This is a genomic window from Streptomyces tagetis (assembly GCF_018069565.1).
GTDB lineage: Bacteria > Actinomycetota > Actinomycetes > Streptomycetales > Streptomycetaceae > Streptomyces > Streptomyces tagetis.
In genome coordinates, this window is sequence record NZ_JAGPNL010000006.1 from 276243 (window position 1) to 299629 (window position 23387).

Genomic DNA, 23387 nt, shown 5'->3' on the forward strand with positions numbered 1-23387 from the left:
ATCCCCTGTACGAAGGGACCTCGACGTGACACGCAAGACGGTGCGGATCGCCATGAACGGCGTGACCGGGCGCATGGGCTACCGCCAGCACCTCGTCCGCTCCATCCTGGCCCTGCGCGAGCAGGGCGGACTCGACCTCGGCGACGGCACCGTGCTCTGGCCGGAGCCCGTCCTCGTCGGCCGCCGCGAGCACGCCCTGCGCGAACTGGCCGGGCGGCACGGCCTGGAGCACGTCTCCACGGACCTGGACGCGGTCCTCGCCGACGACACCGTGGACATCTACTTCGACGCCCAGGTGACCTCGGCCCGTGAGGAGGCACTGCGCAAGGCCATCGCCGCCGGCAAGCACGTCTACACCGAGAAGCCCACCGCCACCGGTCTGGCCGGCGCCCTGGAGCTGGCCCGCCTCGCCCGGGACGCGGGCATCCGCCACGGCGTCGTCCAGGACAAGCTCTTCCTCCCCGGGCTGCTCAAGCTCAAGCGCCTCGTCGACGGCGGCTTCTTCGGCCGGATACTGTCGGTGCGCGGGGAGTTCGGCTACTGGGTCTTCGAGGGCGACTGGCAGGACGCCCAGCGCCCGTCCTGGAACTACCGCGCCGAGGACGGCGGCGGCATCGTCGTCGACATGTTCCCGCACTGGGAGTACGTGCTGCACGAGCTGTTCGGCCGCGTCACCTCCGTCCAGGCGCTGACCACGACCCACATCCCCCAGCGCTGGGACGAGCACGGCAAGCCCTACGACGCCACCGCCGACGACGCGGCGTACGGCGTCTTCGAACTCGACGGCGGCGCCGTCGCCCAGATCAACTCCTCCTGGGCGGTCCGCGTCCACCGCGACGAACTCGTCGAGTTCCAGGTCGACGGCACCGAGGGCTCCGCCGTCGCCGGACTGCGCGACTGCCGCGTCCAGCACCGCTCGGCCACCCCCAAGCCGGTCTGGAACCCGGACATCCCCGCCGGCGAGGTCTTCCGCGACCAGTGGCAACAGGTCCCGGACAACGGGGAGTTCGACAACGGCTTCAAGGCCCAGTGGGAGCTGTTCCTCAGGCACGTCTACGCCGACGCCCCCTACCGCTGGGACCTGGAGGCCGGCGCCCGCGGCGTCCAGCTCGCCGAACTCGGCCTCCGCTCCAGCGCCGAGGGCCGCCGCCTCGACGTCCCGGAGATCGTGCTGTGACCCTGCGCCTGCCCTCCGCCGACGGCACCCTGCGGAGTCACCACCCCCGCACCGACCCCCGCGTCCTCACCCCAGGAAGCGCTTTCACCTCCCGTACGGTCCTCGCGGCGGCGCACGTCGTCGCCGACCCGTTCGCCGACACCACCCCCGACTCGCCCGCCGCCGTCGACTGGGACGCCACCCTCGCCTTCCGCCGCCACCTGTGGTCCCACGGACTGGGCGTGGCGGAGGCGATGGACACCGCCCAGCGCGGCATGGGCCTGGAGTGGGCCGGGGCGGCCGAACTCATCCGCCGCTCCGCCGCCGAGGCCGCCGCGGTGGGCGGCCGGATCGCCTGCGGCGTCGGCACCGACCAGATCGCCGCCGGTTCCCTCCAGGAGATCCGCGCCGCCTACGAGGAGCAGTTCGCCGTGGTGGAGGGGGCGGGCGCCCAGGCCGTCGTCATGGCCTCCCGCGCCCTCGCCGCCACCGCCCGCGGCCCCGAGGAGTACCGGGAGGTCTACGGCCACCTGCTGCGCCAGTCCGCCCGGCCGGTGATCCTGCACTGGCTCGGCCCGATGTTCGACCCGGCGCTGGAGGGCTACTGGGGCTCGTCCGACCTGGACGCGGCCACCGCCACCTTCCTGGAGGTCATCGCCGACCACCCGGACAAGGTGGACGGCATCAAGGTCTCGCTGCTGGACGCCGGGCGCGAGGTCGCCCTGCGCCGGCGTCTGCCCCGGGGCGTGCGCTGCTACACGGGCGACGACTTCCACTACCCGGAGCTGATCGCCGGCGACGAACAGGGCTTCAGCCACGCCCTGCTGGGCATCTTCGACCCGCTGGGCCCGCTCGCCGCGCAGGCGCTCCGCGTCCTGGACACCGGGGACACCGAGGGCTTCCGCGGCCTGCTCGACCCCACCGTGGAGCTGTCCCGGCACCTGTTCCGGGCGCCCACCCGCTTCTACAAGACGGGGGTGGTGCTGCTGGCCTGGCTCGCCGGGCACCAGGACCACTTCGCCATGGTGGGCGGCCTCCAGTCGGCCCGTTCCCTGCCGCACCTGGCCCGCGCCTACGAACTCGCCGACGGCCTCGGCCTCTTCCCCGATCCGCAGCGGGCCGAGGCCCGGATGCGGACCCTGCTGAGCCTGTACGGAGTGGAGCAGTGACCCACGACCCGCGCCTGGAGCGCTTCTCGGTCAACCAGATGACGGTACGGCAGCTCTCCCTGCCCGAACTGACCGACGCCTGCCAGGCGTTGGGCATCGGCAAGGTCGGCCTGTGGCGGGAGCCGGTCCAGGAGTACGGGGTGGAGGCGGCGGCGAGGCTGGTCCGCGACGCGGGCCTCGCCGTCACCACCCTGTGCCGGGGCGGTTTCCTCACCGCGACCGACCCGGGCGAGCGCGCGAAGGCCCTGGCCGACAACCGCCGGGCCGTCGACGAGGCCGCCGCGCTCGGCACCGACACCCTGGTCCTGGTCTCGGGCGGCCTCCCCGCCGGGGACAAGGACCTGCGCGGGGCGCGGGAGCGCGTCGCGGACGCCCTCGCCGAACTCGCCCCGTACGCCGGTGACCACGGGGTCCGGCTCGCCATCGAGCCGCTGCACCCGATGTTCGCCTCCGACCGCTGTGTGGTCTCCACCCTCGCCCAGGCCCTGGACCTCGCCGAACGCTTCCCGGCGGACCGGGTGGGCGTGGCGGTGGACACGTACCACGTCTGGTGGGACGACCGGGCGCCGGAGCAGGTCGGGCGGGCGGGTGCCGCGGGGCGCGTCCACACCTTCCAGCTCGCCGACTGGACCACCCCGCTGCCCGAGGGCGTCCTCAACGGCCGCGGCCGGCTCGGCGACGGCGCGGTGGACCTGCGCCGGTGGCGGCGCCTGGTGGAGGCGGCCGGGTACACCGGGCCCATCGAGGTCGAGCTGTTCAACGAGGAGCTGTGGGCCCGCGACGGCCGGGAGGTCCTGGCGGAGACGGCCGCGCGCTTCCTCACCCACGCGGGAGAGGAGGCACCGGAGTAGGCGGGGGAACGGCGGTCTCGCCCGGCGGAAGAGATCCCCGGGCAGCACGCCCCGTTCGCAGGAGTACCCCGCCCCCCTCACAGCGCGTCGACCTCGGCCGCCGTCGGGTACGACACCTGCGCCCCGGGCCGGGTGACGGCCGCCGCGCCCACCCGGGCCGCGTAGGCGGCGGCTTCCGTGAGGGAGGCGCCCGTGCCCAGCCGCCAGCCGAGCGCCGCGGCGAAGGCGTCCCCGGCGCCCGTCGTGTCGACCGCCCGCACCCGCACGGACGGCACCCGGGCCTCGCCCGCCGCCGAGGCCACCAGGGCCCCTTCGGCGCCCAGCGTGACGACCACGGAGCGCGGCCCGGTCGCCAGCAGCGCCCGCGCCCAGTCCTCGGGCCGTTCCCCCGCCTCCCGGTCGCCGAGGATGACCCGGGCCTCGTGCTCGTTGACGATCAGCGGGTCGCAGGCGGCCAGCACCTCCGGCGGCAGCGGCTGCGGCGGGGACGGGTTGAGGACGAGACGGCTGCCGGGCCCGAGGTTCCGGGCCACCTCGGCGACCGTCTCCAGCGGGATCTCCAACTGGGTGGAGACCACCCGCGCGGAGCGGACGAGGTCCCGGGCCGCGCGCACGTCCTCGGGGGTCAGCCGGCCGTTGGCGCCCGGCGAGACGACGATGCTGTTGTCGCCGGACGGGTCGACGGTGATCAGGGCCACGCCGGTCGGCGCCCCGCCGGCCAGCACCCCGGAGGTGTCCACCCCGGCCGCCCGCTGCGAGTCCAGCAGCAGCCTGCCGTGGTCGTCGTCGCCGACCCGGGCCAGCAGCGCCGTACGGGCGCCGAGCCGGGCGGCGGCCACCGCCTGGTTGGCGCCCTTGCCGCCCGGGTGGACGGCCAGGTCCGTGCCGAGCACCGTCTCGCCGGCGCCCGGCCGCCGCTGGACGCCGATCACCAGATCGGCGTTGGCCGAGCCGACGACCAGCAGATCGTAGTCGTACATCGTTCTCTCCCGGATCTCCCCGTACGCGTACGGGCCCGTACTGCCCTGATGTTGCCTGCCGTGCCGGATCAGCCGTCGAAGCCGGCCACGTTCCCGCGCGTGACCACCTTCACCGGCACTTCACCGGCACCTTCACCGTCGCCCCCGTGTCCTCGCCCCCGGCGGCGCGCAGCGCGTCGCGCACGGCGATCCTGCCGAGTTCCTTCGCCCGCTGGGCGACCGACGCGGACAAGGCGCCCGCCTCGACCGCCTTCGGCCCGCCCGGCGTCCCGCCCGCTCACGGCGTACTCCTTCGTACGGGGGACGGGGACCGTGCGGGGTCCGGCTCGCCGCAGGAGCGGCGGGGGACCAGCCGGGCCGGCAGGGTCACGGACTCGCCGGGCCTGCCCCCGATGCGGTCGACCAGCGCGCGCACCGCGGCCCGGCCCAGCTCGCCGGTGGACTGGGCGATGGCGGTGATCGGCGGGTCGGTGTGCACGAACCAGCGGATGTCGTCGAAGGCGGCCAGCGCGATGTCGTCCGGCACCCGAAGCCCGCGGGCCCGGATCGCGTCCAGCGCGCCGAGCGCCATCAGGTTGTCGGCGGCGAAGACGACCTCGGGCGGCTCGGGCAGGGCGAGGAACCCCTCGGTGACCCGGCGCCCGCTGCCCGCCTGGAAGTCGCCCTGGCCGATGTACGCGTCGGGCAGCGGCAGCCCGTAGGCGCCCAGTGCCTCCCGGAAGGCGTCCACGCGTTCGCGGCCGGTGGTGGTCGCGGCGGGCCCGGCGATGATGGCGAGGCGGCGGTGGCCGAGGGCGTGCAGGTGCGCCACGAGGTCCCGCACGGCCTTGCGCCCGTCGGAACGGACCACGGGCACGTCCACGCCGGGCAGCCAGCGGTCGACGAAGACCATCGGCGTGCCCGCGCGCACGGCGTCCAGCATGCCGGGGGAGCCGCCGTCGGTGGGGGAGACCAGCAGCCCGTCGATGCGGCGGTCCAGCAGGGTCGCCACGTGGTGGTCCTGGAGGTCGGGCCGCTCGTCCGCGTTGCCGATGATCACGCTGTACCCGAGGGCGCGGGCCTCCTCCTCGACGGAGCGGGCCAGTTCGGCGAAGTACGGGTTCAGCACGTCGCTGATGACCAGGCCGAGGGTGCGGGTCTGGTGGGTGCGCAGCGAGCGGGCGACGGCGTTGGGGCGGTAGCCGAGCGTCTCGACGGCGGCCAGTACGCGTGCGCGCGCGGCGGGGCTGACGGACGGGTGGCCGTTGAGCGCCCGCGAGACCGTCGCGACGGACACACCGGCCTCGGCGGCGACGTCCTTGATACTCGCCATCGCTGCTCCAGTCCCTCGTGTAATCGATTACACAAGGGATTGGAATCGATTACACGGCCGCGCGGCAAGACCCTGGAGAGTCCCGAGACCGAATCGTGATGTGCGGGGGAGGAGGGGTTCTACGGCCGGTGGCGGGCCACCACCTCGTCGATCGCGGGCCCGAGGAAGCCCCGGGTCAGCCCGGCTCGCCGGTCCGGCCGGAGCGCCGGGGCAGGGGCGGGGCGCCCGTACCGGCGCCGCCGGATGTCGTCCACCACCTCGCCGGGGGCGCCCAGGGCGGTCAGGACGTCGAGCGCCTCGGCCTTGGTGATCAGCCGCCCGCTCTCCAGGGTCACGCTCGCCCGCGCCAGGGTGAGCAGCCCGAGGTCCACCCACACGTCCCGCAGCCACCGCTCCGGGTGGTCGAGGGCAGGCCGCCAGAAGGAGCGGAGGTCCTCGACGACGAACCCGGCGAGCTGCCGGTCGCCGACGGGCGGTACGAACTCCGCGGGCGGCGGCCCGTACAGCACCCGGCCGAACCGGTGCAGCTCGACGCGGGTCACCGCGGTCACCGGTCGGCGCATCAACTCCCCGTGGGCCCAGGCGGGATGCTCCCGCCCGAGGTCGCCCCAGGCGTCGGCCGCCACGTAGGCGCAGTGCACCGCGGACGCCGACGGGAACTCCTCGGCGAGCCCCCGGTGCACCGCGACGACCCGTTCTCCCTCGGCGCCGGTGAGGGCGCGCTCGGTCACGGCGACCAGGTCCAGGTCGCTGATCCCCGGCCGGTGGTCACCCCCGGCCCACGACCCGTGCGCCCACAGGGCCACCACCGCCGGCACCCCCCGAAGCCCCCCGGCGAACCGCTCCAGCACCCACCCTGTGACGTCGTCTGTCATACGGTCAGTCTCCTGCACGGAGCGGTCCGCCATGCCTCCGTCGGCGAAACGGGCGCCGCCAGGGCCGCGCGCCCGGGACCGGCGTGCCCGGGACCGGCGCGCCCCGGCGGCGCCCGGCGCGGTCGCGGACGGGGACGGGGGCCCGGGTCGGTCGAGCGTCGCGGAGAACGCCCTGCCTCGTACGAGCCGCCCCGCCGGTGGGCGAGCACGGCCGGCCGGTCGGCCGCGTTGATCAGGCCGACCAGGCAGACCGGCGTGGCAACCGGGTCGTCGTCGTGGTGCTCGCGAACCCGGGTGCGCGCAAAGTGCTTTGACGACGGCTTCTACGCGGTGCAACCTCGAGAAACGTACCGGCATACGGCGGGAAACCTCCTGAACCGCTGACGGAGCGAGGCGACCTCACCGGCGAATCCCGGCGGCGGCGGGTGGCCGCGTGCTTCGGGGACCTTCAGGCCGCCGCCAGTTCGCACCACACGTACTTGCCTCGGTTGCCCTGCCCCACCAGCGGATGCCAGCCCCATCCGTCGGCGCAGGCCACCACCAGCGCCATCCCCCGTCCCTCCTCCGGCTCCTCCGTCGGTCCCGGCGGTACCCGAGGCTTGGGCGGTTCGGGGTCCGTGTCCCACGCCCCGATGCGCAGCGTGCCCGGCGGCGACCAGCGGACGCGGAGGGCGGCAGGGCCCTTGGTGTGCCGTACGGCGTTGGAGATCAGCTCCGCCGCGAGCAGCTCCGCGACGTCCACGAGCCGGATCAGTCCGTGCATGGTCAGAATCAGGCGCAGGGTGCGGCGGCTGATGGTCACGGCGCGAAGGTCGTTGGGGATGGAGAGGGAGTACTCCCAGGACTCGTTTTCGGGCATGCGGGACTCCGTTTTCGGAAGGAGGGGGAAGGGGGCGCGTCCGGTGTCATTGCCGCAGCCGTCGCAGCAGGACGGAGCGGTGCGCTTCCGGTGGCCCGGTGTCGCACGGTGTGCGTCGCGTCACTGACGGTAGATCTAAATTTAGGGACGCGGCAAGTCGATCGCGTAATCTGACGCCGAATGAGTCGCGGCAACAGATCTGTGAAGAGGGCCAGTCGATGGTGAAGAGGCGCGAACCAACGGCACGCCAGGCGCGCTTGGCAACCGAACTGCGCAGACTTCGTGAGGCTGCGGGGCTCAACTCTCGCCAAGCGGCCATTCTGCTCGGTGTGGCCCCTGCTCAGATCACCCACATCGAGTCCGCGCTCGCGGGTGTGAGCGAGCAGCGAGTTCGCCGCCTCGCCTCCCACTACGCGTGCACCGACGAGGAGTTCATCGACGCCCTCGTGACGATGGCCACCGAGCGGACAAATGGCTGGTGGGAGGAGTACCGCGGTTTCCTGCCCACGTCGTTCCTAGATCTGTCAGAGCTGGAGCACCACGCCAGGTTCCTTCGGCACGTGGCGATCCTGTATGTGCCGGGGCTGCTCCAGACCGAGGACTACTCACGTGCTGTCTTCTCTGCCAGGTTGCCGGAACTGACCTCCGAGGAGCTGGAGTTGCGCATCCAGCACCGAGCGGCGCGGCAGAGGTTCACCACCCCCTACGAAGTGGTGATCCACGAGGCGGCACTCCGGATCAGAGTCAGCGACCGTGCCACATCACGGGCGCAACTCGCGCGGCTTCTGGAGCTCTCCGAGGCGGAACGCGTCACCTTGCGCGTCATCCCCTTCGACCTGGATGGATTCGCCGGAGCCTCCAGCACGATGACTTACGTGGGCGGTCCCTTGCCCAGATTGGACACCGTGGTCCGTGACGCGCTGCACGGCTCGGTCTTCATTGATTCCGAGGCTCAGCTCAACACTTACCGAACGAGCTTTCTTAAGGTGGAGGCCGCGTCACTCGACCCGGGACGGTCGCGTGACTTCATCCACAGCCTGGCGAAGGAGTTCTGAGGCCCATGGACACCTGGCGGAAGTCGTCCTACTCGGGTCCGGGCGACGGCAACGAGTGCGTGGAGGTAGCCGCGTCGACCATGCGGGTCGCCGTCCGCGACAGCAAGGCCCCAGTCCGAGCCACCCTCACCTTCCCGTCGGAGGCGTTCGCCTCCTTCCTCGACGCTCTCAAGGAGCGTTCCCGGCGCTGAGGTCGCGGCCACCCTGTCCCACCCCACCGGTACCGTCGGGCGTATGGGCAAGCAGGTGGGGGAATCCCCGGGGGAGCGGCGGCTCGCCGTGCTCGAAGGGGTGCTGGAGCGGATCACGTACGCCAACGAGGAGAACGGGTACACGGTCGCCCGGGTCGACACCGGCCGGGGCGCCGGCGACCTGCTCACCGTCGTCGGCGCGCTGCTCGGCGCCCAGGTGGGCGAGTCGCTGCGGATGGAGGGCCGCTGGGGGTCGCACCCCCAGTACGGGAAGCAGTTCCACGTCGAGAACTACACGACGCTCCTGCCCGCCACCGTCCAGGGCATCCGGCGCTACCTCGGCTCCGGCCTGGTCAAGGGCATCGGACCGGTCTTCGCCGACCGGATCACCCGGCACTTCGGCCTCGACACCCTGACCGTCATCGAGGAGGAGCCCAAGCGGCTGATCGAGGTCCCCGGCCTCGGCCCCAAGCGGACCAGGAAGATCGCCGACGCCTGGGAGGAGCAGAAGGCGATCAAGGAGGTCATGCTCTTCCTCCAGACCGTCGAGGTCTCCACCTCCATCGCCGTGCGCATCTACAAGAAGTACGGCGACGCCTCGATCTCCGTCGTGAAGAACCAGCCCTACCGGCTCGCCGCCGACGTCTGGGGCATCGGCTTCCTCACCGCCGACCGCATCGCCCAGTCGGTCGGCATCCCGCACGACAGCCCGGAGCGGGTCAAGGCGGGCCTCCAGTACGCCCTGTCGCAGGCCACCGACCAGGGCCACTGCTACCTCCCCGAGGAACGGCTCATCGCCGACGCGGTGAAACTGCTCCAGGTCGACACCGGCCTGGTCATCGAGTGCCTGGCCGACCTGGCCGCCGTACCGGAGGAGGGCCAGGACCCCGGCGTGGTCCGGGAGAAGGTCCCCGGCCCGGACGGCGAGGGCCCGGTCACCGCCGTCTACCTGGTCCCCTTCCACCGCGCCGAACTCTCCCTCTCCGCCCAGGTACTGCGCCTGCTGCGCACCGGGGAGGACCGGATGGCCGGCTTCCGGGACGTGGACTGGACGAAGGCGCTCGGATGGCTGAAGGGGCGTACGGGCACCGACCTCGCGCCGGAGCAGGAGGCGGCCGTACGCCTCGCGCTCACCGAGAAGGTCGCCGTGCTCACCGGCGGCCCCGGCTGCGGCAAGTCCTTCACGGTCCGCTCGGTCGTGGAACTGGCCCGCGCCCGCAAGGCGAAGGTCGTCCTGGCCGCCCCGACCGGACGGGCCGCCAAACGGCTCTCCGAGCTGACCGGCGCGGAGGCGTCCACCGTGCACCGGCTGCTGGAGCTGAAGCCCGGCGGTGACGCCGCCTACGACCGGGACCGGCCGCTCGACGCCGACCTCGTGGTGGTCGACGAGGCGTCCATGCTCGATCTGCTCCTCGCCAACAAGCTGGTCAAGGCCGTGCCGCCCGGCGCGCACCTGCTCTTCGTCGGGGACGTCGACCAGTTGCCCAGCGTCGGCGCGGGGGAGGTGCTGCGGGACCTGCTGGCCGAGGGCGGCCCGGTCCCCGCCGTCCGGCTCACCCGCGTCTTCCGCCAGGCCCAGGAGTCCGGCGTGGTGACCAACGCGCACCGCGTCAACGCGGGCCGGCCCCCGCTCACCGACGGCCTGAAGGACTTCTTCCTCTTCGTCGAGGACGACACGGAGGCGGCCGGCCGGCTCACCGTGGACGTCGCCGCCCGCCGCATCCCGGCCCGCTTCGGCCTGGACCCCCGCCGTGACGTGCAGGTCCTCGCTCCCATGCACCGGGGTCCGGCCGGCGCGGGCACGCTCAACGGGCTCCTCCAGCAGGCCGTCACCCCGGGCCGGCCCGACCTGCCGGAGAAGCGGTTCGGCGGCCGGGTGTTCCGCGTCGGCGACAAGGTCACCCAGATCCGCAACAACTACGAGAAGGGCGAGAACGGCGTCTTCAACGGCACCGTCGGCGTCGTCACCGCGCTCGACCCGGTGGACCAGCGCCTCACCGTCCGCACCGACGAGGACGAGGAGGTCGGCTACGACTTCGACGAACTCGACGAACTGGCCCACGCCTACGCCGTGACCATCCACCGCTCCCAGGGCAGCGAGTACCCGGCGGTCGTCATCCCGGTCACCACCGGCGCCTGGATGATGCTCCAGCGCAACCTGCTCTACACGGCGGTCACCCGGGCGAAGAAGCTGGTCGTCCTCGTCGGCTCCCGCAAGGCGATCGGACAGGCGGTGCGCACGGTGTCGGCCGGACGGCGGTGCACGGCGCTCGACTTCCGGCTCACCGGCGCGGGTGCCTGACCGGTCCGGCTCCGGGGACCCGTCCGGAGGGCCGCTGACGGGCGCCTGCCCCGGCCGCGGGAAAAATGATCGATCAAATGAGTCACGAAGGTCACAGAGCCCTTCCCGAAGTGCCGCGGAGGGGGCAGGATGAGAAAGTTGGCGGCACTCAGTGCCGCCGATAGGCCCGATGGTCGACCCCGAGTGCACTCACATGGGCCAAGTGGGGGATGGTAGAGACAGTCAGGGCACCTCGAAGATGAGGCACTACGTCGGTGAGGGAAGACGTGAGCGACAACTCTGTAGTACTGCGGTACGGCGACGGCGAGTACACCTACCCGGTGATCGACAGCACCGTCGGTGACAAGGGCTTCGACATCGGAAAGCTCCGCGCCCAGACCGGTCTGGTGACGCTGGACAGCGGTTACGGGAACACCGCCGCCTATAAATCCGCGATTACGTACCTGGACGGCGAGGGCGGCATCCTCCGGTACCGCGGCTACCCCATCGAACAGCTCGCGGAGGGCTCCACCTTCCTCGAGGTGGCGTACCTGCTCATCAACGGCGAACTGCCGACCGTCGACGAGCTGAGCGCGTTCAAGCACCGCGTCACGCAGCACACGCTGCTCCACGAGGACGTCAAGAACTTCTACACGGGCTTCCCGCGCGACGCCCACCCGATGGCCATGCTCTCCTCGGTGGTCTCGGCGCTGTCCACGTTCTACCAGGACAGCCACAACCCGTTCGACGAGCGCCAGCGCAACCTCTCCACCATCCGGCTGCTCGCCAAGCTCCCGACGATCGCGGCCTACGCCTACAAGAAGTCGATCGGCCACCCGTTCGTCTACCCGCGCAACGACCTCGGCTACGTCGAGAACTTCCTGCGCATGACCTTCTCGGTCCCCGCCCAGGAGTACGAGCCGGACCCGGTCGTCGTCGCGGCCCTGGACAAGCTCCTCATCCTCCACGCCGACCACGAGCAGAACTGCTCGACCTCCACCGTGCGCCTGGTCGGCTCCTCCCAGGCGAACATGTTCGCCTCGATCTCCGCCGGCATCTCGGCCCTGTGGGGTCCGCTGCACGGCGGTGCCAACCAGTCGGTGCTGGAGATGCTGGAGGGCATCCAGGCCGACGGCGGCGACGTCGACTCCTTCATCCGCAAGGTGAAGAACAAGGAGGACGGCGTCCGTCTGATGGGCTTCGGCCACCGGGTCTACAAGAACTTCGACCCGCGCGCGAAGATCATCAAGGCGGCGGCGCACGATGTGCTCTCCGCCCTGGGCAAGTCCGACGAGCTGCTGGACATCGCCCTGAAGCTGGAGGAGCACGCGCTCTCGGACGACTACTTCACCGAGCGCAAGCTCTACCCGAACGTCGACTTCTACACCGGCCTGATCTACCGGGCCATGGGCTTCCCGACCGAGATGTTCACGGTCCTGTTCGCGCTCGGCCGGCTGCCGGGCTGGATCGCCCAGTGGCACGAGATGATCAAGGAGCCGGGCTCCCGCATCGGCCGCCCGCGTCAGATCTACACGGGCGTCGTCGAGCGCGACTTCGTGCCGGTCGAGCAGCGCTGACCCGGCGCCGCGACGAGGCTTCCAGGGCCCCGTGTCCCGCCCCCGGCGGGACACGGGGCCCTGCCTGTGTCTGTGAACCGGGTTGTCACCGTGAGGAGCCCGGACCTCGGTTGTCACCCGCAACGCGCGGCCCCCGGGTCGTCACCCGTGAAGGCCCGAACCCGGGTTGCCAGCCGTGAAGTGCCCCGGACGCCGGAGCGGGCCTTTCCCCGGGAATGGGAGAAGGCGCCCCGGTGCGTCGGTCCCCCCACGGGCCGACGACCAGGGCGCCTTCCCATGTCCCGGTGCGGATTCCCCCCACGGGATCCGGCCGGGCGTCTGTGAGAACAGCGCCTGAATCGCTGTGTGAGCACAACGAGCGAAACTCGCCGTACTCCTGCTGTGTGCGGTCTGCCGGGACGCGCACCCGGGAGGGCCGCTCAAAGCTTCCCGGTGTACGTGTCCCGGCAACGCATCTCTGGGAAAGTCCCCCAAGACATCCCCAGACGTCAGGTCGCGCCCCCCAAGACGCTCCCTGACATCGCCAACTTAGACCTTCGAGCCCCTTCGATGGTTACGTTCACATCACTGTGATCTGCGTCTCCCGAATCTGTCCGTTACGTGGCCGACGGTCCCGATACGCCGAACGAGACCCGACCGTAAGGAAGATGCGCGAGCCTTGTGAAGAGCTTATGTGAGGTGCGTGCCGGACTCCAGAGGCATTTCCCCTTGAACCTCAGTGAAACGCGCGAAGCCTGAGACTGTTGGTCACGACGAAGACCGAGGAGAAGGCCATCGCCGCCCCGGCGATCATCGGGTTGAGCAGCCCCGCCGCGGCCAGCGGCAGCGCGGCCACGTTGTAGCCGAAGGCCCACACCAGGTTCCCCTTGATGGTGGTGAGGGTCCGCCGGGAGAGCCGGATCGCGTCCGCGGCCACCCGCAGGTCCCCGCGGACCAGCGTCAGGTCGCCCGCCTCGATCGCCGCGTCCGCGCCCGTGCCCATGGCGAGCCCCAGGTCGGCGGTGGCGAGCGCGGCGGCGTCGTTGACCCCGTCGCCGACCATGGCGACCGTACGGCCCTCGGCCATCAGCCGCCGGACCACGTCGACCTTCTCCTCGGGCAGCACCTCCGCGATCACCTCGTCGATGCCCACCGAGTCGGCGACGGACTGTGCGACGCGCCGGTTGTCACCGGTCAGCAGCACCGGCGTGAGCCCGAGCCGGCGCAGCTCGGCCACCGCCTCGGCGCTGGTCTCCTTCACCGCGTCGGCCACCGCGACCACCCCGCGCGCCGTGCCGTCCCAGCCCACCACGACGGCCGTGCGCCCGGCGCCCTCGGCCTCGTCCCGGGCGCGGGCCACCTCCGGCGGCAGCGTGTCGTACAGGCGCCCCACGGCCACCTCGCGGCCCTCGACGCGCCCGCGCACGCCCCGGCCCGGCACGTTCACGAACTCCGTCACCGGCGGCAGCGTGCCGACCCGCTCCTCGGCGCCGGCCGCGACGGCGCGGGCCACCGGGTGCTCCGAGGCGTGCTCGACGGCGCCCGCGAGGCGCAGCAGCTCCCCGGGGTCGGTGCCCTCGGCGGCGACGACCTCCTGGAGGCTCATGCGGCCGGTGGTGACGGTGCCGGTCTTGTCCAGGACGACGGTGTCCACGCGCCGGGTGGACTCCAGGACCTCCGGGCCCTTGATGAGGATGCCGAGCTGGGCGCCGCGCCCGGTGCCGACGAGCAGGGCGGTCGGCGTGGCGAGGCCCAGCGCGCACGGGCAGGCGATGATCAGCACGGCGACGGCGGCGGTGAACGCGGCGACGGTGTCGCCGGAGGCGGCCATCCAGCCGCCGAAGGTGGCGGCGGCGATCACCAGGACGACGGGGACGAAGACCGCGGAGACCCGGTCGGCGAGCCGCTGCACCTCGGCCTTGCCGCTCTGCGCGTCCTCCACCAGCTTCGCCATCCGGGCGAGCTGGGTGTCCGAACCGATCCGGGTGGCCTCCACGACCAGCCGGCCCCCGGCGTTGACGGTGGCGCCCGTGACGAAGTCGCCGACGGCCACGTCGACCGGTACCGACTCCCCGGTCAGCAGGGAGGCGTCCACGGCCGAGGTGCCCTCGACGACGGTGCCGTCGGTGGCGATCTTCTCCCCGGGCCGGACCACGAACCGGTCCCCGACGGCGAGCCGGGCCACCGGCACCCGCACCTCGCGCCCGTCGCGGAGCACGGCCACGTCCTTGGCGCCCAGCTCCATCAGGGCGCGCAGCGCGGCCCCGGCGCGGCGCTTGGAGCGGGCCTCCAGCCAGCGGCCGAGGAGCAGGAAGGCGGTGACGCCGGCGGCGGCCTCCAGGTAGATCGCGGAGGCGCCGTCGGCGCGGGAGACGGTCAGGTCGAAGCCGTGCCGCATGCCCGGCATGCCCGCGTCCCCGAAGAACAGCGCCCACAGGGACCAGCCGAACGCCGCCAGCGTGCCCAGCGAGACCAGCGTGTCCATGGTGGCCGCGCCGTGCCGGGCGTTGGACCAGGCGGCGCGGTGGAAGGGGAGCCCGCCCCAGACCACGACGGGCGCGGCGAGGGTGAGCGAGAGCCACTGCCAGTTGTCGAACTGGAGCGCCGGCACCATCGCGAGCAGCACCACGGGGGTGGCCAGGAGCAGCGAGACGAGGAGCCGCTGCCACAGGCCGGCGAGTTCGGGATCGTCCTCGGCGCCGCCCGGCGGGGTCTCGTCGGCGGCCCGTGCCGGGGGCGCGGGCTCCTCGGCGGTGTAGCCGGTCTTGACGACGGTGGCGATGAGGTCGGCGACGCCGATGGAGGCGGGGTGGGTGATCCGCGCCTTGTGCGTCGCGTAGTTCACCGTGGCGGTGACGCCGTCCATGCGGTTGAGCTTCTTCTCGACGCGGGCCGCGCAGGAGGCGCAGGTCATCCCGCCGATGAGCAGCTCGGCCTCGGCGAGGTCCGGTGCGGTGGCGGTGGGCGTTGCCTCGGTGGTGCTGGTCATGGTCCGGTGACTCCAGGGGGTCCGCCGGACCGGGAGCGGCCGGTTGTCGCGAGCCGGTCGCCCCGGCCCGGCCGGAAGGCTGTGGGCGGGGCTGGGCGGGCGGGTCAGGCGGTGCCGGTCAGCTCGAAGCCGGCCTCGTCCACCGCGGCGCGGACGGCCGCCTCGTCGAGCGGGGCGGCGGAGACGACGGTGACCTCGCCGGCGGGGGCGACTGCCTTCACCGAGACGACGCCGGGGATCTCGGAGATCTCGCCGGAGACGGCGCCCTCGCAGTGGCCGCAGCTCATCCCGCTCACCTTGTAGACGGTGGTGACGGAGCCCTGGGTGTCGGTCGGAGAGGTCATGTCGTTACTCCTGGTCGGGAGGCGTGCAGGGTCGAGTACCCGTGATCCGGTGGGGGACCACGTCTCCCACTGTACCCCTAGGGGGTATGCGGGCGCGTGACCCGGCCCCCCGCTGCGGCGGGCGTCGGCGCAGAATGCGGGGGCAGGGTGAGCCGGGACGGGAGAGGGGGCGCGGGATGCGCGCGGTGGTGTTCGAGAGGTTCGGGGAGCCGGCCGGGGTGCGCGAGGTGCCCGACCCGGCGCCGGCGCCGCACGGCGTGGTCGTCCGCGTCGAGGCGACGGGCCTGTGCCGCAGCGACTGGCACGGCTGGCAGGGGCACGATCCGGACATCGTCCTGCCGCACGTGCCCGGCCACGAACTCGCCGGGGTCGTCGAGGCGGTGGGCGGCCGGGTGACCGGATGGCGGCCCGGGGACCGGGTCACCGTGCCCTTCGTGTGCGCCTGCGGGAGCTGCCCGGCGTGCGCGGCGGGCGACCAGCAGGTGTGCGAGCGGCAGACCCAGCCCGGCTTCACCCACTGGGGCTCCTTCGCCGAGTACGTGGCCCTCGACCACGCCGACGTCAACCTGGTCGCCGTCCCCGAGGGCGTGTCGTACGCGACCGCCGCCTCGCTCGGCTGCCGGTTCGCCACCGCGTTCCGGGCGGTGGTGCACCAGGGCGCGGTCAAGGCGGGGGAGTGGGTGGCGGTGCACGGCTGCGGGGGCGTCGGACTGTCGGCCGTGATGATCGCGGCGGCCTCGGGGGCGCGGGTCGTCGCCGTCGACGTCTCGCCCCGGGCGCTGGAGCTGGCCCGGTCCTTCGGCGCGGCGGAGTGCGTGGAGGCGGGGGCGGTGGCGGACACCGCGGCGGCGGTACGGGACCTCACCGGCGGCGGCGCCCACCTCTCCCTGGACGCCCTCGGCTCCCCCGTCACCTGCGCGGCCTCCGTGAACGGCCTGCGCCGCCGGGGCCGGCACGTCCAGGTGGGCCTGCTGCCCTCGGCGGACGGCACCACGCCGGTCCCGATGGCCCGCGCCGTCGCCCTGGAGCTGGAGCTGCTCGGCAGCCACGGCATGGCCGCCCACGCCTACCCGCCGATGCTGGACCTCGTCCGGGCGGGCCTGCTCCGCCCCGACCTGCTGGTGACCTCCGCCATCACCCTGGAGGAGGCCCCGGACGCCCTCGCCGCGATGGGCTCCGCCCCGGGCGCGGGCGTCACCGTCATCGCGCCGTAGGCCCCGGCCCGGCGCCCCCGCCTCCTCGGCGGGACGACCCCGGGTCAGCCCCGGACCAGCCCCGGACCGCGGCTGGACCGACCCCGGATCAGCCTCGGACCGACCCAGAACCGGCCCAGAGTCAGCCCCGGACCAGCCCCGGACCGACCCCGGACCGGCCCACAGCCAGCCCCGGACCGGCCCCAACCCCCGCGCGCCGGCCGCGCGCCACGCCCGGCCCGGGGCCCCGGGCCGGGCGTGGCGCGCGGCCGTGTCAGTCGCGGCGGGTGCGGTTGCCGGGGCGGGAGGCGACCCAGGCCCGGACCGTGTCCGCGTACCAGTACGGCTTGCCGCCCTCCACGTGGTCGGGCTGCGGCAGCAGCCCGTGCTTGCGGTACGACCGCACGGTGTCCGGCTGCACCCGGATGTGAGCCGCGATGTCCTTGTAGGACCAGAGCCTTCGGTCGGTCACGAGTCGCACCTCCCCGCGCGCGCCGCGGCGGCGACCGGGGACGGCCGCCGGGGGGAGCCGGGCGCAGCGCTGGCGATCACCTAGCCTCGCCGGGCCGGCGGCGCCGTGCCCGAGCCGGTCGGCGGCCGTTCCCGGGTGTGACGGAAAACCTGCGTACACGTGACATGTGTGACAGGAAGGGGGCCTTTGTGACAGGAGTGCCGCAAAGCGGCGGACCGGGTCCCGGGCGTGGTGCGTTGACAGCGGGGCTCCGGGGGTCCGGGGGACGCCGAGGGCGGGCCCGCCGGAGTCATTTCGTCCGTATGTCCGGACAAAGGATTGACAGACCTCATCCGCACGGCTAGAAACCCGACAGGACCCAAGGACGGGCTCGAAGGGGACGCGATGGCGCACGACCGGCCGCCGCCGAGGCGCGGCGCGGTGCCGCCGTCGCCGGCATCCCCGCCGACCCCCGTCCCGGGCTCCCGCGACGGACACCGGCGGCCCCGCCGGACCGCGCCGCGCGGGACGCCCGGCCACCGAACGCCTCCGGCGTGGGAGGCCGCTTCGCCCTGGCAGGAGCGAAGTGCGAGCGCCGACTCCCCGCCCGCCCGGCCGCCCCGCGCCGGAGGTCCCCGGTGGTCCCGGTCCGCCCCGCCGTCCGCCGGGGGCGCGGCACGCCCGGACCCCCACACCTGTCTACGCGCGGGCCCGAACCCCCGACACTGTGTCGGGCGCGCACGGGGCGACGGGGCTGCTGGGATGGACCCACGGCCCCGGCCGCGGCCCGACGGCCGCGGAGCACGGCCCCACGGCACGTCTCGACCCGTCGCCGCCATTCTGCGAAGGAGTTCTCGGTCATGACGAAGATCGTCAACCACTGGATCGGCGGCAAGCCCGTCGAAGGCGCCTCGGGCAACCACGGTCCGGTGACGAACCCGGCCACCGGCGAGGTCACCACCCGGGTCGCCTTCGCCTCCGCCGAGGAGGTGGACGCCGCGGTCGCCGCCGCCCGGGAGGCGTTCACGACCTGGGGCCAGTCCTCGCTGGCGCAGCGCACCTCGATCCTCTTCCGCTTCCGCGCCCTGCTGGACGAGCACCGCGACGAGATCGCCGCGCTGATCACCGCCGAGCACGGCAAGGTGCACTCCGACGCCCTCGGCGAGGTCGCCCGCGGCCTGGAGGTCGTCGACCTGGCCTGCGGCATCGCCGTACAGCTCAAGGGCGAGCTGTCGACGCAGGTCGCCACGCGCGTCGACGTGGCCTCCATCCGGCAGCCGCTCGGCGTGGTCGCCGGCATCACGCCGTTCAACTTCCCGGCGATGGTGCCGATGTGGATGTTCCCGCTCGCCATCGCCTGCGGCAACACCTTCGTGCTCAAGCCGAGTGAGAAGGACCCCTCCGCCGCCAACCGGCTCGCCGAACTGCTCGCCGAGGCCGGACTGCCCGACGGCGTCTTCAACGTCGTCCACGGCGACAAGACCGCCGTCGACCGGCTCCTGGAGCACCCGGACGTCAAGGCGGTCTCCTTCGTCGGCTCCACGCCGATCGCCCGCCACATCCACACCACCGCCTCCGCCCACGGCAAGCGCGTCCAGGCGCTCGGCGGCGCCAAGAACCACATGCTGGTGCTGCCCGACGCCGACCTCGACGCGGCGGCCGACGCGGCCGTCTCCGCGGCCTACGGCTCGGCCGGCGAGCGCTGCATGGCGATCTCCGCCGTCGTCGCGGTCGGCGCCGTCGGCGACGCGCTCGTGGAGAAGATCCGCGAGCGCGCCGAGAAGATCGTCATCGGCCCCGGCGACGACCCCGCCTCCGAGATGGGCCCGCTGATCACCAAGGCCCACCGCGACAAGGTCGCCTCCTACGTCTCCGGCGCCGCCGCCGAGGGCGCCGAGGTCGTCCTGGACGGCACCGGCCACACCGTGCCGGGCCACGAGGACGGCCACTGGATCGGCATCTCCCTGCTGGACCGGGTGCCGACCACCGCGAAGGCGTACCAGGACGAGATCTTCGGCCCGGTGCTGTGCGTGCTGCGCGTGGAGACGTACGAGGAGGGCGTGGCGCTCGTCAACGCCTCGCCGTTCGGCAACGGAACCGCGATCTTCACCCGGGACGGCGGCGCCGCCCGCCGCTACCAGTTGGAGGTCGAGGCCGGCATGGTCGGCGTGAACGTGCCGATCCCCGTCCCGGTCGGCTACCACTCCTTCGGCGGCTGGAAGGACTCGCTCTTCGGCGACCACCACATCTACGGCAACGACGGCACGCACTTCTACACCCGAGGCAAGGTCGTCACCACCCGCTGGCCCGACCCGTCCGAGGCCCCGACCGGCGTCGACCTGGGCTTCCCCCGCAACCACTGACGCCCCCCGGCCCGCCCGGCCGCGCCCCCGTCCCGCCCCGGCGGGCGGGGGCGCCCGCGCCTGAGCCGGCGCCGGACGCACCCCGTACGGTGGGCGCATGGATCTTCGACTGCCCGCCCTGCGGCGGCTGTTCGGCCGGCCCCGGCGCACGGCCGCCGCCGCGGCGGCCGTCGTGGTGCTGGCCGGCGCCGGGACCTGGACGGCGCTCGCCGGCGACGACCCGGTCCCGGTGCACCGCGCCGACCGGACCCTCGCCACGGGCGGCGGAGTCCGCCTGGACACCTCGTACTTCACCACCGCGGGGGCCGGCCGCCGCCCGGCCGTCCTGCTCGCGCACGGCTTCGGCGGCAGCAAGGCCGACGTGCGTGCCCAGGCCGAGCGGCTGGCCCGCGACGGGTACGCGGTGCTCACCTGGTCGGCGCGCGGCTTCGGCGCGTCCACCGGCCGGATCGGGCTGAACGCCCCCGACGGCGAGGTCGCCGACGTCTCCCGGCTCCTCGACTGGCTCGCCGAACAGCCCCAGGTCCGCCTCGACGGACCCGGCGACCCCCGCGTCGGCGTGGCCGGCGCCTCCTACGGCGGCGCCGTCGCGCTGCTCTCCGCGGGCCACGACGAGCGGGTCGACGCGATCGCCCCCGCCGTCACCTACTGGGACCTCGCGGACGCCCTCTTCCCCGACGGCGTCTTCAAGAAGCTGTGGGCCGGCGTCTTCGTCGGCTCCGGCGGCGGCTGCGACCGGTTCGAGCCGGAACTGTGCCGCATGTACGAGCGGGTCGCCGCGTCCGGCGTCCCCGACGCGCCCGCCGTGGACACCCTGAGGGAACGCAGCCCGCGCGCCGTCGCCGCCCGCATCGACGTGCCCACCCTGCTGGTGCAGGGCCAGAGCGACTCCCTCTTCCCGCTCGGCCAGGCCGACGCCGCCGCCCGCGCGATCCGCGCCAACGGCGCCCCCGTCGACGTCGACTGGATCGCCGGCGGACACGACGGCGGCGACCAGGAGACCGACCGCGTCCAGGCCCGCGTCACCGCCTTCTTCGACCGCCACCTCAAGGACGACGCCTCCGCCGTCGCCGGCCCCGGCTTCCGCGTCACCCGCACCCTCGGCGCCGACACCCGCGAACCCCGCCTGCACGGCGTGAGCACCGGCACCTACCCCGGCCTGCACAGCGCCCCGCACCCCCTCGACCTGCGCGGCGGCCCCCAGAAGGTCGACAACCCGCCCGGCGGCTCCCCGCCCGCCGTCTCCGCCCTGCCCGGCCTCGGCGGCCTCGCCCGGCTCTCCTCCCTCGGCGTCGGCACCGCCCTCGACATACCCGGCCAGTTCGCCGCGTTCGACTCCGCCCCGCTCGGCCGGGACCTGCGCATCACCGGCTCGCCGACGGTCACCGTCCGCGTCGAGTCCGCCGCCGACGAGGCCGTCCTCTTCGCCAAGGTGTACGACGTCGCCCCCGGCGGCACCCCGCAGGTACTGCCCGCCCAGCTCGTCACCCCCGTCCGGGTCACCGGCGCCAAGGCCGGCCGCGAGGTGCGGATCACCCTGCCGGCCGTCGACCACGAGGTCGCCGCGGGCCACCGGCTGCGCCTGGTCCTGTCCACCACCGACCTCGGCTACGCCACCCCGGCCGCCCCCGCCACCCACACCGTCTCCCTCGCGGGCCCCCTCGCCGTGCCGGTCGTGCCCTTCGGCGACGATCCCGCCGACGCGCTGCCCGCCTGGGTCTGGTGGGCGCCCCTGGCCGGTGCCGCCGTCGCCGCGGCCCTGCTGCTGACGGCCCGCCGCCGCACCGCCGTCCCCGCGCCCGACCCCGCCCTGGCGGACGTGCCGCTGCGCATCACCGGCCTGTCCAAGCGCTACGCGGGCGCCGCGGACCGGTACGCGGTACGCGACCTGTCCTTCCGGGTGGAACGGGGCCAGGTGCTCGGCCTGCTCGGACCCAACGGCGCCGGCAAGACGACGACCCTGCGCATGCTGATGGGCCTCATCACCCCCGACGAGGGCGAGATCCGCGTCTTCGGCCACGCCATCGCGCCCGGCGCCCCCGTCCTCTCCCGCGTCGGCGCCTTCGTCGAGGGCGCCGGCTTCCTGCCGCACCTGTCCGGCCGGGAGAACCTCGACCTGTACTGGCGGGCCACCGGCCGCCCGCCCGGCGACGCCCACCTCGACGAGGCCCTGGAGATCGCCGGCCTCGGCGACGCGCTCTCCCGCGCGGTCCGCACCTACTCGCAGGGCATGCGCCAGCGCCTGGCCCTCGCCCAGGCCATGCTGGGCCTGCCCGACCTGCTGATCCTGGACGAGCCCGCCAACGGACTCGACCCGCCGCAGATCCGCGCCATGCGCGAGGTGACGATCCGCTACGCGGCGGCCGGCCGCACGGTGATCGTCTCCAGCCACCTCCTCGCCGAGGTCGAGCAGAGCTGCACCCACCTCGTGGTGATGGACCGGGGCCGGCTGGTCCGGTCCGGGCCGACGGGCGAGATCACCGGCTCCGGCGACACCCTGCTCGTCGGCACCGCCACGCCGGCCGGGGAGGCCCTGGCCGGGAAGGTCGCCGCCCTGCCCGGGGTGGCCTCCGCCGTCCGCGCCGACGAGGGCCTGCTCGTACGCCTCGACGAGGACGGGAGCGCGCGGGATCTGATCGCCGCCCTCGTCCGCCTGGACGTGCCGGTCACCTCGGTGGGCCCGCACCGACGGCTCGAAGACGCCTTCCTCACCCTGATCGGAGACCGCGCATGAGCACGCCGGCCGACCGCGCGACCCCCGACCGCACCGGCCCCGACCGCACCGGCCTCGGCCCGGAGCGCGCCGAGCCCGCCGCCGCGCCGCCCGCGTCCGCCCCCGCGCCCCGCCGCGCCGCCGACGGCTACCGTCCCGGCCGCACCCTGCCGCTGCGGGTCGAGCTGATCCGCCAGCTCAAGCGGCGCCGCACGCTCGTCATGGGCGCCGTCCTCGTCGCCCTGCCCTTCGTGCTGCTCCTCGCCTTCCGGCTCGGCGGCGGGCCGCGCGGCAACCCCGACCGGGTCAGCCTCATGGACACGGCCACCGTCTCCGGCGCCAACTTCGCCGCCGTCAACCTCTTCGCCGCCGCCGGATTCCTGCTGGTCGTGCCCGTCGCCCTGTTCTGCGGGGACACCGTGGCCTCCGAGGCGAACTGGTCCTCGCTGCGCTACCTGCTCGCCGCGCCGGTGCCCCGGGCCCGCCTGCTGTGGTCCAAGCTGGTCGTCGCGCTCGGCCTGAGCGCCGCCGCCATCGCCCTGCTCCCGCTGACCGCCCTCGCGGTGGGCACCGCCGCCTACGGCTGGGGCCCGCTGCGGCTGCCCACCGGCGGCGCCCTGGCCGCCGACACGGCCGTCGCCCGCCTCGCCCTCGCCGCGGCCTACGTGTTCGTCTCCCAACTCGTCACCGCAGCACTGGCGTTCTGGCTCTCCACCCGTACGGACGCCCCGCTCGGCGCGGTCGGCGGCGCCGTCGGACTGACCATCATCGGCAACGTCCTCGACGAGGTCACCGCCCTCGGCGACTGGCGCGAACTGCTCCCCGCCCACTGGCAGTACGCCTGGCTCGACGCCCTCGCGCCCCGGCTGGAGACGGCCGGCATGCTCCAGGGCGCCTCGCTCTCCCTGTCCTGCGCCCTGGTGCTGACCGCCCTCGCCTTCCGCGGCTTCGCCCGCAAGGACGTCGTGTCCTGACCCCGCGCGGGCCGCGTGGACCCGGACACGCCGGAGGGGCGGGCCGCCGGTGCGTCCGGCCGCCCGCCCCTCCGC

At 73.9% G+C, this 23387-nt stretch carries 18 protein-coding genes and 1 pseudogene; 11 read left to right on the forward strand and 8 right to left on the reverse strand.

What is annotated here, in order from left to right; all coding sequences use genetic code 11:
• Nucleotides 1-25 precede the first annotated feature (25 nt).
• The 3 genes from J5Y05_RS22085 to J5Y05_RS22095 are packed head-to-tail and all read left to right on the forward strand — an operon-like array spanning nt 26 to nt 3176.
• A complete protein-coding gene (locus J5Y05_RS22085; protein WP_210874776.1) occupies nt 26-1177 on the forward strand; it encodes a Gfo/Idh/MocA family protein in 1152 nt (383 codons plus the stop codon).
• Entirely contained in the window at nt 1174-2325 is a 1152-nt protein-coding gene (locus J5Y05_RS22090) for a dihydrodipicolinate synthase family protein (RefSeq protein ID WP_210874777.1), read from the forward strand. The genes J5Y05_RS22085 and J5Y05_RS22090 overlap by 4 nt, the downstream gene beginning before the upstream one ends.
• A gap of 38 nt (nt 2326-2363) precedes the next feature.
• On the forward strand, nt 2364-3176 hold the full coding sequence (locus J5Y05_RS22095; protein WP_210874883.1) for a sugar phosphate isomerase/epimerase family protein: 813 nt from the start codon (nt 2364-2366) through the stop codon (nt 3174-3176).
• A 77-nt stretch (nt 3177-3253) separates the two neighbouring features.
• On the opposite strand, the gene J5Y05_RS22100 is transcribed toward J5Y05_RS22095, so the two are convergent.
• The 5 genes and pseudogenes from J5Y05_RS22100 to J5Y05_RS22120 form a co-directional block, all read right to left on the reverse strand.
• Entirely contained in the window at nt 3254-4156 is a 903-nt protein-coding gene (locus tag J5Y05_RS22100) for a ribokinase (RefSeq protein ID WP_210874778.1), read from the reverse strand.
• Between the two features lie 68 nt (nt 4157-4224).
• Nucleotides 4225-4427: pseudogene (locus tag J5Y05_RS22105) on the reverse strand (hypothetical protein); the annotation flags it as partial.
• A 6-nt stretch (nt 4428-4433) separates the two neighbouring features.
• Nucleotides 4434-5468, reverse strand: coding sequence for a LacI family DNA-binding transcriptional regulator (locus J5Y05_RS22110; protein WP_210874779.1), 1035 nt, complete (start codon nt 5466-5468; stop codon nt 4434-4436).
• Between the two features lie 119 nt (nt 5469-5587).
• Entirely contained in the window at nt 5588-6343 is a 756-nt protein-coding gene (locus tag J5Y05_RS22115; RefSeq protein ID WP_247615086.1) for a nucleotidyltransferase, read from the reverse strand.
• A gap of 448 nt (nt 6344-6791) precedes the next feature.
• Nucleotides 6792-7202 (reverse strand): ATP-binding protein, encoded by a 411-nt coding sequence (locus J5Y05_RS22120; RefSeq protein ID WP_210874780.1) that lies wholly within the window; start codon nt 7200-7202, stop codon nt 6792-6794.
• A gap of 218 nt (nt 7203-7420) precedes the next feature.
• Here J5Y05_RS22120 and J5Y05_RS22125 point away from each other — a divergent pair, with 218 nt between their 5' ends.
• From J5Y05_RS22125 to J5Y05_RS22140, 4 genes are all read left to right on the forward strand, one after another.
• A complete protein-coding gene (locus J5Y05_RS22125; protein WP_210874781.1) occupies nt 7421-8257 on the forward strand; it encodes a helix-turn-helix domain-containing protein in 837 nt (278 codons plus the stop codon).
• Between the two features lie 5 nt (nt 8258-8262).
• Complete coding sequence (locus J5Y05_RS22130; RefSeq protein WP_210874782.1) at nt 8263-8448, forward strand: DUF397 domain-containing protein; 186 nt, start codon at nt 8263-8265, stop codon at nt 8446-8448.
• Between the two features lie 43 nt (nt 8449-8491).
• Nucleotides 8492-10750 (forward strand): SF1B family DNA helicase RecD2, encoded by a 2259-nt coding sequence (recD2, locus tag J5Y05_RS22135; protein WP_210874783.1) that lies wholly within the window; start codon nt 8492-8494, stop codon nt 10748-10750.
• A gap of 266 nt (nt 10751-11016) precedes the next feature.
• Complete coding sequence (locus J5Y05_RS22140) at nt 11017-12306, forward strand: citrate synthase (protein WP_210874784.1); 1290 nt, start codon at nt 11017-11019, stop codon at nt 12304-12306.
• Between the two features lie 715 nt (nt 12307-13021).
• Here J5Y05_RS22140 and J5Y05_RS22145 read toward each other — a convergent pair.
• Both J5Y05_RS22145 and J5Y05_RS22150 read right to left on the reverse strand, forming a co-directional pair.
• The gene (locus tag J5Y05_RS22145) at nt 13022-15274 is read right to left on the reverse strand and encodes a heavy metal translocating P-type ATPase (protein ID WP_210874785.1); all 2253 of its coding nucleotides are present in this window, start codon (nt 15272-15274) and stop codon (nt 13022-13024) included.
• A 104-nt stretch (nt 15275-15378) separates the two neighbouring features.
• Nucleotides 15379-15618 carry a heavy-metal-associated domain-containing protein gene (locus J5Y05_RS22150; protein ID WP_210874786.1) on the reverse strand — a complete coding sequence of 80 codons (240 nt, stop codon included), beginning with the start codon at nt 15616-15618 and terminating at the stop codon, nt 15379-15381.
• Between the two features lie 176 nt (nt 15619-15794).
• Here J5Y05_RS22150 and J5Y05_RS22155 point away from each other — a divergent pair, with 176 nt between their 5' ends.
• Nucleotides 15795-16832: a zinc-dependent alcohol dehydrogenase family protein gene (locus J5Y05_RS22155; protein ID WP_210874787.1), complete on the forward strand. Its 1038-nt coding sequence runs from the start codon at nt 15795-15797 to the stop codon at nt 16830-16832.
• A 253-nt stretch (nt 16833-17085) separates the two neighbouring features.
• On the opposite strand, the gene J5Y05_RS22160 is transcribed toward J5Y05_RS22155, so the two are convergent.
• On the reverse strand, nt 17086-17283 hold the full coding sequence (locus J5Y05_RS22160) for a helix-turn-helix transcriptional regulator (RefSeq protein WP_210874788.1): 198 nt from the start codon (nt 17281-17283) through the stop codon (nt 17086-17088).
• A gap of 839 nt (nt 17284-18122) precedes the next feature.
• On the opposite strand from J5Y05_RS22160, the gene mmsA reads away from it, so the two are divergent.
• The 3 genes from mmsA (at nt 18123) to J5Y05_RS22175 (ending at nt 23312) form a co-directional block, all read left to right on the forward strand.
• A complete protein-coding gene (gene mmsA, locus J5Y05_RS22165) occupies nt 18123-19625 on the forward strand; it encodes a CoA-acylating methylmalonate-semialdehyde dehydrogenase (RefSeq protein WP_210874789.1) in 1503 nt (500 codons plus the stop codon).
• A 97-nt stretch (nt 19626-19722) separates the two neighbouring features.
• Nucleotides 19723-22359 carry a CocE/NonD family hydrolase gene (locus tag J5Y05_RS22170; RefSeq protein ID WP_210874790.1) on the forward strand — a complete coding sequence of 879 codons (2637 nt, stop codon included), beginning with the start codon at nt 19723-19725 and terminating at the stop codon, nt 22357-22359.
• The gene (locus tag J5Y05_RS22175; RefSeq protein ID WP_210874791.1) at nt 22356-23312 is read left to right on the forward strand and encodes an ABC transporter permease; all 957 of its coding nucleotides are present in this window, start codon (nt 22356-22358) and stop codon (nt 23310-23312) included. Before J5Y05_RS22170 ends, J5Y05_RS22175 begins: the two co-directional genes overlap by 4 nt.
• Nucleotides 23313-23387 lie beyond the last annotated feature (75 nt).

What these genes read in the sequence shown, in the direction of transcription:
- J5Y05_RS22095 (WP_210874883.1), top strand. Translation starts at nt 2,364, where the DNA reads ATGACGGTACGGCAGCTCTCCCTGCCCGAACTGACCGACGCCTGCCAG.
- J5Y05_RS22100 (WP_210874778.1), bottom strand. Translation starts at nt 4,156, where the DNA reads ATGTACGACTACGATCTGCTGGTCGTCGGCTCGGCCAACGCCGATCTG.
- J5Y05_RS22110 (WP_210874779.1), bottom strand. Translation starts at nt 5,468, where the DNA reads ATGGCGAGTATCAAGGACGTCGCCGCCGAGGCCGGTGTGTCCGTCGCG.
- J5Y05_RS22115 (WP_247615086.1), bottom strand. Translation starts at nt 6,343, where the DNA reads ATGACAGACGACGTCACAGGGTGGGTGCTGGAGCGGTTCGCCGGGGGG.
- J5Y05_RS22120 (WP_210874780.1), bottom strand. Translation starts at nt 7,202, where the DNA reads ATGCCCGAAAACGAGTCCTGGGAGTACTCCCTCTCCATCCCCAACGAC.
- J5Y05_RS22125 (WP_210874781.1), top strand. Translation starts at nt 7,421, where the DNA reads ATGGTGAAGAGGCGCGAACCAACGGCACGCCAGGCGCGCTTGGCAACC.
- J5Y05_RS22130 (WP_210874782.1), top strand. Translation starts at nt 8,263, where the DNA reads ATGGACACCTGGCGGAAGTCGTCCTACTCGGGTCCGGGCGACGGCAAC.
- recD2 (WP_210874783.1), top strand. Translation starts at nt 8,492, where the DNA reads ATGGGCAAGCAGGTGGGGGAATCCCCGGGGGAGCGGCGGCTCGCCGTG.
- J5Y05_RS22145 (WP_210874785.1), bottom strand. Translation starts at nt 15,274, where the DNA reads ATGACCAGCACCACCGAGGCAACGCCCACCGCCACCGCACCGGACCTC.
- J5Y05_RS22150 (WP_210874786.1), bottom strand. Translation starts at nt 15,618, where the DNA reads ATGACCTCTCCGACCGACACCCAGGGCTCCGTCACCACCGTCTACAAG.
- J5Y05_RS22155 (WP_210874787.1), top strand. Translation starts at nt 15,795, where the DNA reads ATGCGCGCGGTGGTGTTCGAGAGGTTCGGGGAGCCGGCCGGGGTGCGC.
- mmsA (WP_210874789.1), top strand. Translation starts at nt 18,123, where the DNA reads ATGACGAAGATCGTCAACCACTGGATCGGCGGCAAGCCCGTCGAAGGC.
- J5Y05_RS22170 (WP_210874790.1), top strand. Translation starts at nt 19,723, where the DNA reads ATGGATCTTCGACTGCCCGCCCTGCGGCGGCTGTTCGGCCGGCCCCGG.
- J5Y05_RS22175 (WP_210874791.1), top strand. Translation starts at nt 22,356, where the DNA reads ATGAGCACGCCGGCCGACCGCGCGACCCCCGACCGCACCGGCCCCGAC.